We start from the raw sequence: 10,809 nt of genomic DNA, 5'->3' as shown, positions 1-10,809 counted from the left end.
CACCATTGACTGCTTCTTTTGATCCCGATGCTACTGTCCCATCCAAAAGACCTGTAATTTTTTGGTTATTTAATGCAGCACCACCATTCAAATTACTTAGACCTGTAACAGTCTGCGTACCAGTAACAGTACTGTTGCCATTTACTTGCAAACCTGTAGAGGTCACTGTTCCTGCAAAGTTAGGAGCATCTGCTATTTGAACATTAAGAACTGAGCCTGTTACTGCTGTCTTAACATTATTGCCGCTGTACGTTCCTGCTGTTGAGCCAACACCACTAATCGTTACAGTACTTCCTAGCTTATTTGTCGTTGAACCAGTATTGCCAGAGAATGTAATTGGCTTAACAACTTCTGTATTTAAATTAGATAAAGCGGTCCCTACATTATTTGCCGCCGCATATGTAGTACCATCTGTTTTAGTAATGGTATAACTCGGTGCTGTAATACCGCCTGCTGCAGTACCTGCCGCAGCCCCACCACCCAAAGCTGCAGCTGTATCAGTAGCCACTTTAGTCAATTCAGTATTGGTATTAAAAAGCTGACTGCCATTAATTGCATCAGTACTTGTTGCAGTCACTTGACCTGCAGCAACATTTTGTATTTGACGTTTAATACTTGCTGAACCAACACTCACAACACCTGTATCTGCTGTGCCTGTTGCCGTATAAGATTTACCATTAATCGTTTGAGTCGTGCTATTCACTGATGCTGAGGTAGCACTAGTGGCGCCCAAAGCAACACTATTGGTAATATTTGCTGTAGCACCATTACCTAAGGCTGTTGACGTATTACCAGTAGCCTGCGCACCAGGGCCTATTGCTGTTGCAAAACTACCCGCCTGAGTTGTGCGACCAATAGCAACCCCACCTACCGCAATACCACTGTTTGCAGTTACTGTTGCTCCTCCACCAATCGCGATTGCATAATTATTACCACCCGCATTAGAATTATCACCAATTGCAATTTGTGCGAATGTAGTCGTTTTTGCGCCATTACCTAAAGCAATCTGACCCCCTGTTCCAGCTGGATTGCTACTAGCAATAGTACCATTAGTCGCATTTGTACCAATTGCGATATTATTCAGAGATTCACTACCAACAGCACCTGTAAAAGCATTTTTACCAATCGCGATTGTGTCTGTATTTATTGCATTCGCTCCGACACCCATCGCAATTGAGTTTGCACCAGCTGCATTTGCACCAGCCATCAACGCCAATGCATGGTTTCCTGTAGCCACAGCACCATTAAAGTTATTACTATTCGCAGTATTATCACCACTTGAACCAATTGCAACTGAACCAATCCCGTTCGCAGTTGGACTTTTCAGGCCAGTAGTTAAACCACTACCAATAGAAACCCCACCTTTGCCGGTTGTTGTGGTTTGGTTTGAATTAAAATTTGAACCTATAACTACAGCTTGAACAGCTGTGGTACTCGTATTTACATCATTACCTATAACTGTAGATTGTTCAGCATTTGCTGCTGTACTTGCACCAATTGAAATGCCCTCAGTACTACTTGCAACAGCTGAATTAAGATTTCCATTCCCTATAGCAATACCAGCCCCAGTAGTTGAACCTCCAGCCCCTACAAAAACGGCCATAGCATCCGAACTAAAGGTCACCATCAACGCCAGTGTCGCTGTACCAACTATTGCCTTTACTTTAGAAGACTTTGTTTTACCTTTCGCAAGCTCTGAAACCGCTACCCACGTTCCTAAAGCTGCATTCCAAATCACTTTATAGATTTTGTTCATTTTTTGTTCCCGTGGTGCTGTTTATTTATGCACTTCTTTAATGATTTTTGTTGTGGTAAATCTTTAAAAAAGAGGTTATTTAAGTTTCATCTAGGAATATTTAACAGTAAGCATACAATTTAATCAATAAAAAAAACGCATTATGGTTCACGTTTTACAAAAAAAAATCTGACTAAATCTCATTTTCTCATTTATATTAAATTTTTAATAAATATCATGTGTTTATATTTCATAAATACAGATTAATACGTTTTGAAGAAAAAATAAACAAACTCAAATATGTCACTTTTGGTCACTTTTCGTGCATTAAATTAAATTTTTTTAGTTAAATTTACATGAAATTGAATTTATTAATTTACATAAAATATCTTTCAAAAGAAGCTCAATAATGAATTTACCGAATTATCAAACAGCTCTATGGAGCTTTGCTATAATGGTGAATTAAATGTTAAAGAGTTCCACTATTGAAAATCATCTTTGCGGGCACACCTGAATTTGCAGCAAGTGCTTTAGCCGCTTTGCTCAACACTACACATGAAATTGTCGCTGTGTATACTCAGCCAGACCGTAAAGCTGGACGCGGACAAAAACTTAGTGCGTCTGCGGTAAAACAATTGGCACTTGAACACAATTTACCAATCTATCAACCACTACACTTTAAGGCATCGACTGAGGAAGGTTGTGCTGCACAGCAGGAGCTTGCAGCTTTACAGGCAGATGTCATGGTGGTGGCAGCTTATGGTTTAATTTTACCTCAAACTGTTTTAGATACGCCTAAATATGGTTGCTTAAATATTCATGGTTCTTTGCTACCACGTTGGCGTGGTGCTGCACCCATCCAACGTGCTATTGCAACGGGTGATACAGAAACAGGGGTAACCATTATGAAAATGGCTGCAGGGTTGGATACTGGTGACATGATGTTTAAAACACTTTGCCCAATTACAACATCAGATACCTCTGCAACGCTGCATGACAAACTTGCTATTCAAGGTGCAGAAGCGATTTGTGCTGTACTAAGTTCTGAACAAAAATTACAATACTATTTAGAACACCGTGAAGTTCAGAATGAACAATTTACCGTCTATGCACATAAGCTGACCAAAGCTGAAGCACAAGTAGACTGGACAAAATCTGCGGTTAATATTGATCGAAACATCCGTGCTTTTAATCCTTGGCCTGTTGCATTTACACCTATCGATGAAAATGACAATTTACGGATTTGGAATTGCCAAATTTCTCATATCAAAACCAGTGATGAAACTTCGGGAACAATTATTGCGATTGACAAACACGGCGTGCATGTAGTGTGTGGTCAAGGTGTGATTTGCCTCACTAGTTTACAATGGCCAGGTGGTAAAGCTTTAAATGCTGTTCAAATTAACCAAACTCAAAAACTTTCTTTAGGATACAAATTCGCATGAGTCAAATTCATTCTTCAGCCAAAAATTTGAATTTGCGTGCGCAAGTGATCAAAACGTTATTGGCTGTTCAAAATGGTCAGTCATTGACCTCAGTTTTAAATCAACATATCAATATCGTTTCTGATCGTGATCGTGGCTTATACCATGAGCTTACTTTAGGCTGTTTACGTCAGTGGCATGCTTTAAAAGCGATTACTCTCCCTTTATTGACCAAACCTTTAGAGAATGACGCTGTAGAAAGCTGTTTATATTTAGGTTTATATCAACTTTTATGTACTCGTGTCCCACCACATGCAGCAATTTCTGAAACAGTGACTGCAGCTAAACAGCTTGGATATGAGCCATTAAGCGGTCTTGTAAATGCAATTCTACGTCGTGTTTCACGTGAAACAGAGCAATTCCAAACCGCTTTAGAACAAGCACATGGGTTGCCAAGTTGGTTATATAAGCGTGTGAAAAAAGATTGGCCTGAACATCTTGAAGATCTTTGCAAAAATTTAAAGCAAACTGCCCCACTCACTTTACGTGTCAATGAACGTCAAGTCAGCCGTGCTGAGTATTTGGAAATTCTAGAAGAAGAGCAAATAGATGCACATGCTTGTGAACTTTCCGATGTCGGTATCACGCTTGAGCAAACAGGAAATATCACCGATTTACCCGGTTTTGAAGCAGGCGGTTTTTCTGTTCAAGATGAACATGCCCAACTTTGTGCAACGCTTTTACCCAATTTAGATGACCAAGTTGTAGTCGATGCCTGCGCTGCACCTGGTGGTAAATTGGCGCACATTTTGGAACGCTTTAATCCAAAGAAAATCATTGCCTTGGATCATGATGCAAAACGCTTATTACGTGTTGCGGAAAATTTAGAACGCCTTGAACTTAATGAACATGCAAATGTAGAAATCATTACTGCCGATGCAACCAAGTGGACAGCGGAACAGCCTGTAGATTGTATCGTTTTAGATGCACCGTGTTCTGCAATTGGGGTAATGCGCCGTCACCCTGATATTCGTTTACTACGTCATTCTACAGATATTGAAAAAACTGTAGATTTACAAAAGAAAATTTTGGCACATATGTGGCAACAACTTAAAGTCGGCGGGACGTTGTTATATGTCACTTGTTCTATTTTAAAAGTTGAAAATGAACAGCAAATGGTTAACTTTTTTGCTGAACATGCAGATGCCAAAGAAATTAAAATAGAAGCAAATTGGGGGTTAACCCAAATCCATGGTCGTCAGTTACTCCCTGAAACGGGTTATGGCGATGGCTTCTATTATTGTCGCATCGAAAAAATTGCATAATAAAAAGCAGGCTTGAAAGCCTGCTTTTTTTACATTCAAAATTTCTGATGGGTTTGCTTAAAGTGTGTGATGATCTTTCACTTCATTCAAAACATCATCTATCTCTTCTGGATGACGACTTAAATGAACGATCGATAAGATCAATCCGCCCCATAAAAACACCATAGAAATAATCATCATGATAATTGCAGAAGTATTCATTTTAGAGCTCCTCACGATCTTTCATTTGTGAAAGTATCACAGCAATTACACCGCAGAAAATTACACAGCCCCAGCCAAACATAAGCTGCATACTCATACTATAACTGTCATATCCTTCTGTGATCAAATGATAAATTGTCATGGTCAAAGTGATTAACAAAATCATCGATGTAATCACAGTCAGCGTGAAATCCCAACCTTTACCGAGTTGAATGGTAGAGATACGATTAACATGATTACGCAGTTCTATCAAAGCTGAACGCTTAAACCAAGCAATGCTGATAATCGATATTAAAGCACCACCAATAATGCCAATGTTATTAATAAAGTGATCGACAATATCCACAAGTTTAATTGCATTTACACTAGAAAATAAAAACACCGAAACAATGGCACTACCACCGCCAATAATCGTTACCGCTTTTTTTCGCCCCCATTTCAGCTTATCTTGCATCGCAGCAATCGGCACTTCTAAGATACTTACCATAGAAGAAATACCTGCAACAAACAGCGAAGCAAAGAACAAAATGCCAAACAAATCTGCGCCAGAACCTAGGCTCGAAATAATTTTAGGGAATGCAATAAATGCTAAACCAATACCACCACTCACCACCTGATCTACAGGTTTTCCTGCCGACACAGCCATAAAGCCCAATGCCGCAAAAATACCAATACCTGCCAAAATCTCAGTCGATGCATTGGCAAAACCAACAATAAGACCAGAACCTGTTAAGTCTGTTTTCGGTTTAAGGTAAGAGGCATAAGTCACCATGATCCCGAAGCCTACAGATAATGAAAAGAAGGTGTGACCATATGCTGCTAGCCAAACCTTATAGTCCATCATTTTCGACCAGTTTGGGGTAAAGAATGCATTTAAGCCTTCTACCGCACCAGGTAAACGTAAAGACTGAATCACGAGAATAGTGAATAAAACAAACAATAATGGCATGAAAATTTTATTAGAAAGCTCTACACCTTTCTTTACACCACCATATAAAATAACCAAAGTCAGCATCCAAATGCCCACCAAAGGCCAGAAAATATTGGTCACAAAACGAAGGTCGAATCCAGTGGCTTCAGATGTCTGTAAATAAGTTTTAAAGAAAAATGCTTCTGGGTCACTGCCCCACATCTGACCCACGGAGAAGTACACATAACTACCTGCCCAAGTCAGCACACTGGCATAATATAAACCAATCACAATACATACGCAGACTTGCCACCAACCGAGTGTTTCACCACCTTTAAATAAAGCGCGATATGCTTTGGGTGGAGAGTTGTTGCTTTTATGCCCTGTGGCATAATCTAAAAATAACAGCGGTAAACCTGCTGTAATGAGTGCGATTAAATAAGGGATAAGAAATGCGCCGCCGCCATTTTCATATGCAACATAAGGAAAACGCCAAATGTTTCCTAGCCCCACTGCGGAGCCAACTGCTGCAATAATAAAGCCCGATCGCGAAGTCCAGTTTTCACGAGTATCTGTCATAAAACACCTAATTCTGTAGATGCCTTCACATGCTGTTTATTTTCATTTTTGGTGATACAAGCATGTGAAGCCGAATAATAAAATTTTGTTGTTTGAATAAGAGCGATGCCTTTTGAGCACTTTGTTCTGATTCTGAACCAGCACGTTTTAGACCTTTTATTGGATAAAATAAACGTGATAAAAAATGCTGTTTAATGGCGCAACAATACCTGTTTTCCCTGCCAGTTTCTGTAAATTCTGCTTCACATGGCTTGAATTACATCATAATTCAAACTGATTGGTTATTTTTTTATCCATTTATTCATTAATCAGATTAAATCGACTGTTTATCAATGCTTATTTTAAAGCATTCGGTAAACGATAATGACCAATGATTTTATATTCATACAAAATATCATTTTCACGCGCTCCATAGCCAATATTGTGAATCACTAAAGGTGTATTGGTCATCATTGTGGTTTTATCTGAAATGATTCCAATGTGCGTTAAGCCCTTCCCTAAATCCCAAGCGACGATATCCCCTGCTCGATATTTTTGGTCATTCACATAATAACCTTGTCTTTGAAAATAGGTCATGATGTTCGGAACACGACGGTGATCGATATTTTTATCTGTCCCTTTTAAGCCCCACTTTTGTGGGTATTTCTTAAAATTGGCTTTCATATCCTCATGAATACGTTGCTGTAAATCGATATCTTGATGACGTAAAGCACGTACCACGACATCGGTACAAACGCCTTTTACAATAGGGACATCGCCCATTGGATATTTAAGTTGGGTATAGCTTGGATCGTAATATAAAGTCTTCCAAATTTGAGAACGCGCATCTGTAACCAATTTATTATTCTGAAATGCACTAATTTCAAAACTGATGATGCTAAAAAAAAGTATTGTGAATATATGGAAGAATTTTATTCTCATTGTAAAATCCTAATTAAAATAAAGGTAAAAAGGAACCGTAGTTCCTTTAAATATGGCTTATTGTTTAATGACAAGCAACCTTTCTTCTTGCATATCCCGAATCGCAGATTGAATTCCTTCACGTCCTAGACCTGAATCTTTGACACCACCATACGGCATATTATCGACACGAAAAGTTGGAACATCATTGATAATCACACCACCCACATGCAAATGATCCCACGCATACATCATCTTATTTAAATTTTGAGTATAAACACCTGCTTGAAGACCAAAGCGACTTTTGTTAATGGTTGCGATACCCTGTTCAAAATCTGTATATTTTTCTAAAATTGCCACTGGACCAAAGGCTTCATTCTGATAAATTTCGAGTGATTCATCGACATTTTCCAACAATGTTGGTTCAAATAAAATACCTTTTAAAGTACCACCCGCCAGAACTTTTGCACCTTTCTTTTCGGCTTTATCAACCCATTTTTTCAGGCGAACTGCTTCACCTTCTTTGATCATTGGTCCAACAATGGTGGTCTCTAAACTTGGGTCTGCTGCATGAATTTTTTTCAATTTAGCAGTGAGTTTTTTCTTTAATTCCGAATAAATATCTGCATGTACCAATATTCGCTGCACACTAATACAGACTTGTCCTGCATGACTATAAGCACCAGCAATCAAACGATCGACCAAAGCATCACTTATCGCTGTATCAGGCTCAATGAGTACAGCTGCATTTCCACCCAATTCTAAAGTGACTTTTTTACGACCTGCTCGGGCTTTCATATCCCAACCAACTTGGTCAGAACCCGTAAAACTCAATAATTTAAAACGATCATCGGTGACTAAAACATCAGCATGTTCACGTGGACATGGCAAGATTGAAAAAGCACCTTTGGGCAAATCTGTTTCTGCCAATACTTGTGCAATTTTCAAAGCAGAAATTGGCGTCAAACTTGCTGGCTTCAATACAAAAGGACAACCTGCGGCAATTGCAGGGGCTATTTTATGGGCGGTTAAATTTAACGGAAAATTAAATGGGCTAATTAAAGACACAGCACCTATCGAAACGTAACGGATCATTCCACTATACGCAGCTGCTGCAGGTGTCACTGCGAGTGGCATCAAACGCCCTTCATCCATTGTAGTCACAGCATCCGCAGCAAGTTGAAAGGTATTAATTAAACGCTCAACTTCCGCCGCTGCAGCAAGTTTTGGCTTTCCACCTTCGATAATTAAAATTTGCGTTAACTCATCACGCATTTCTTTAAAACGATTTACACAATGCAGTAAAATTTTTTGCTTTTGAAAAGGCTTTAAAGCTGCCATTTCCTGTTCAGCTTTCACCGCTGAACTGATCGCTTTTTCTAAAATCTTGTCATCTGCCAATGCCACTTTAGCATAAATCTTTCCAGAAAATTTATCTTGCACTTCAAGCCATTGTCCTGTTTTTACAGGTTTATTTGCGATATAGAGTGGGAACTCCAAAATGGATTGATCAACTGTATTTTTCATTGTGCCCTCTTTGCGACATTTTAATAATGCAAATTAAATTAAACCTCTATATCATGCGCTCAGTTGGCGAAGTATTAAATGTATTTAGGTTACAAAAATACGGAATGAAAAAATCATATCCGAGATAGAGGGAAAAATGAATAAATTTAAATTATCAGCATTTTTGGTTACACTTGGGCTAAGTTCATTCGCACAAGCCGATTTTATTGGTTTAAAAGGTGATGTAAGTTATTGGATGACCAATGGTAATGTAGATATTACCAAGCCATATGAATCTCATGATGAGCTAGATCGAGATGGAGCACTTCAACTATCGCTCGCTTTCGAACATCCAATCCCATTCGTTCCTAATGCCAAAATTAAATATGTAAGTTTAGATAATTCTGCATCAAATAATTTATATAAAACAGATGCTTCATTAAAAAATACCGACTATATTTTATATTATGAAATTTTAGACAATATTGTCAGTATTGACCTTGGTTTAGGTTTAGCTAATTTAGATGGAGAAGTCAAACAATACACTTCTGCTGACTATATTAATTACACCATTGATGGTAATGGAATTCTAGGTTATGTAAATGTAGGAGCAAAGCTTCCATTTACAGGTTTAAGCGCTTCAACTGAATTGGTTTATAGTGGTTTTCAAGACGCCAGTTTCAAGGATATCCAAGCTGAGCTACAGTACGATTTTATTAAAAATATTGCATTAGATATTGGTGCAAAAGTTGGCTACCGTTATATGCAAGTGAATTTTGATAAAGCTAATGATCAAGATTTAAAACTTGAATTTAAAGGTCCATATATTGGTTTAAATGCTCATTTTTAATTAAATTTGTTTTTTAAATAAAGCCTGTGAACCGAAAAGCAGATTATAAAATCTGCTTTTTTTATAAGTAGATATTTCTTATATTCCAATGTATGAAAAAGCTTACGTCGAATGCTGTTCTTATCATCTATGCGAATTGTTAGAAGTTTTATATTCTATAACTATAGGAAACAGGAAGTTTCCCAGGCATAAAACAATAATAAAGCGTCTGAGCACTAGGAATGTGAGATACGACAGGAGTCAGATCTAACCTACCAATATGAAGAAAACCCCTATTATCAGGATGATGGGGGTTTTCTTTTTGCTTTAAATACTTTTTTAAATTTACAAACTTTTCAAATAAGAAATAACATCTTTATTTTCAGCCATTTGGGCGAGATCTAGTGCTGTGTACTCAGCTTTATAATACACATCTGCACCTTTGCTCACCAACAATTTCACAATATCCAAGTGATCATTTTCAGCAGCAGCTTGCAAAGCACTATAACCTTCATCATCTGTGGTATTTACATCAATACCTTCAGTCAAACACTTTTCGACTTGCTTTAGATCACCCAAAGATGACCAATACACAAGCTCAGGAAGATGCAGTTCTTCATCATCTTCGGGGATTGGAGAGATTGAGTTGAGTTTCATACGAAAGCCTAATTTTATTCATACTGTTTAAGATATTACATCAATTTTTCTAAATTAAAAAATGGTTCCATTACTTGTCATTTTCATTATTTCGCACCATGCGCAATCAAATATTCAACCATTTCATCTTTTTTTGCAATTTTAGCTAATTCTAAAGCAGTATATCCAGACTTATAGTTAATATCAGCATCATGTTCCACTAAAATTTTAACAACTTCCAAATGACCATTTTCAGAAGCTGCATGTAATGCACTATAGCCATCACTATCATGCATATTTGGGTCGAAACCTGAATTTAAAATCGCTTCAACCTGATCTATTCTTCCTAATGAAGACCAATAAACCAAAGCTGACGTAGGCTCTAAATCTAAAATTTGCTCTAATGTCACTTTTACTTCCTCACGATCATATTCTTGAGCATATATTAAGGTATAAGGTAAGCATAGAATTCTAATGAATATCAGCTTAAATATAATTTTCATGCAAGCAAGTCTCATCCATTTTTAACAGAGTATTGAACAGCCTCTACACTTTTCACTGTTTTGAAATAGTTTGGTGAGGCATCGTAAACAGTCTTTAAAACTCTTATATCTTCTTCATTTTGAGCACTTAAACGGCTATTAAGCTTTCTTATTTCAATGCAATTATTCATTTCACGTATTATTTTGTTATTTTATAAAATATTATGCGCAATAAAAAACACCCCCTCTGCGTTAGCGGAGGGGGTGTTTAAATTTAAAAGC

Annotated in this window: 10 protein-coding genes; 3 read left to right on the top strand and 7 right to left on the bottom strand. The window is 37.7% G+C overall.

The genetic code is table 11. The features are described from left to right. On the bottom strand, positions 1-1,756 hold a 1,756-nt coding region (locus ACG94X_RS16445; protein WP_419384760.1), incomplete at its 3' end, for an ESPR-type extended signal peptide-containing protein. Positions 1,757-2,220: 464 nt separating this feature from the next. Here ACG94X_RS16445 and fmt point away from each other — a divergent pair. Together fmt and rsmB are read left to right on the top strand one after the other, a co-directional pair. After that, positions 2,221-3,180 carry a methionyl-tRNA formyltransferase gene (gene fmt / locus ACG94X_RS16440; RefSeq protein ID WP_419384759.1) on the top strand — a complete coding sequence of 320 codons (960 nt, stop codon included), beginning with the start codon at positions 2,221-2,223 and terminating at the stop codon, positions 3,178-3,180. Further along, positions 3,177-4,484, top strand: a complete 1,308-nt coding sequence (rsmB, locus tag ACG94X_RS16435) for a 16S rRNA (cytosine(967)-C(5))-methyltransferase RsmB (protein WP_419384758.1) — start codon at positions 3,177-3,179, stop codon at positions 4,482-4,484. The genes fmt and rsmB overlap by 4 nt, the downstream gene beginning before the upstream one ends. Before the next feature lie 57 nt (positions 4,485-4,541). Here the strand turns inward: rsmB and ACG94X_RS16430 are convergent, their stop codons facing one another. From ACG94X_RS16430 to ACG94X_RS16415, 4 genes are all read right to left on the bottom strand, one after another. Beyond that, positions 4,542-4,685, bottom strand: coding sequence for a methionine/alanine import family NSS transporter small subunit (locus ACG94X_RS16430; RefSeq protein ID WP_419384757.1), 144 nt, complete (start codon positions 4,683-4,685; stop codon positions 4,542-4,544). A gap of 1 nt (position 4,686) precedes the next feature. Next, complete coding sequence (locus ACG94X_RS16425; RefSeq protein ID WP_419384756.1) at positions 4,687-6,174, bottom strand: sodium-dependent transporter; 1,488 nt, start codon at positions 6,172-6,174, stop codon at positions 4,687-4,689. Positions 6,175-6,510: 336 nt separating this feature from the next. Beyond that, entirely contained in the window at positions 6,511-7,095 is a 585-nt protein-coding gene (locus ACG94X_RS16420) for a DUF1287 domain-containing protein (protein WP_419384755.1), read from the bottom strand. Between the two features lie 57 nt (positions 7,096-7,152). Further along, entirely contained in the window at positions 7,153-8,601 is a 1,449-nt protein-coding gene (locus ACG94X_RS16415) for an aldehyde dehydrogenase family protein (RefSeq protein ID WP_419384754.1), read from the bottom strand. 136 nt (positions 8,602-8,737) lie between these two features. On the opposite strand from ACG94X_RS16415, the gene ACG94X_RS16410 reads away from it, so the two are divergent. Beyond that, positions 8,738-9,430: a TIGR04219 family outer membrane beta-barrel protein gene (locus ACG94X_RS16410; RefSeq protein WP_419384753.1), complete on the top strand. Its 693-nt coding sequence runs from the start codon at positions 8,738-8,740 to the stop codon at positions 9,428-9,430. A 324-nt stretch (positions 9,431-9,754) separates the two neighbouring features. Here ACG94X_RS16410 and ACG94X_RS16405 read toward each other — a convergent pair whose 3' ends face one another. Both ACG94X_RS16405 and ACG94X_RS16400 read right to left on the bottom strand, forming a co-directional pair. Continuing rightward, positions 9,755-10,066 (bottom strand): ankyrin repeat domain-containing protein, encoded by a 312-nt coding sequence (locus ACG94X_RS16405; RefSeq protein WP_419384752.1) that lies wholly within the window; start codon positions 10,064-10,066, stop codon positions 9,755-9,757. Positions 10,067-10,152: 86 nt separating this feature from the next. Next, entirely contained in the window at positions 10,153-10,455 is a 303-nt protein-coding gene (locus ACG94X_RS16400) for an ankyrin repeat domain-containing protein (RefSeq protein WP_419384751.1), read from the bottom strand. Between the last annotated feature and the right edge of the window lie 354 nt (positions 10,456-10,809).

Source organism: Acinetobacter psychrotolerans (assembly GCF_048552595.1).
GTDB lineage: Bacteria > Pseudomonadota > Gammaproteobacteria > Pseudomonadales > Moraxellaceae > Acinetobacter.
This window is presented reverse-complemented; position numbering and strand designations above follow the sequence as displayed.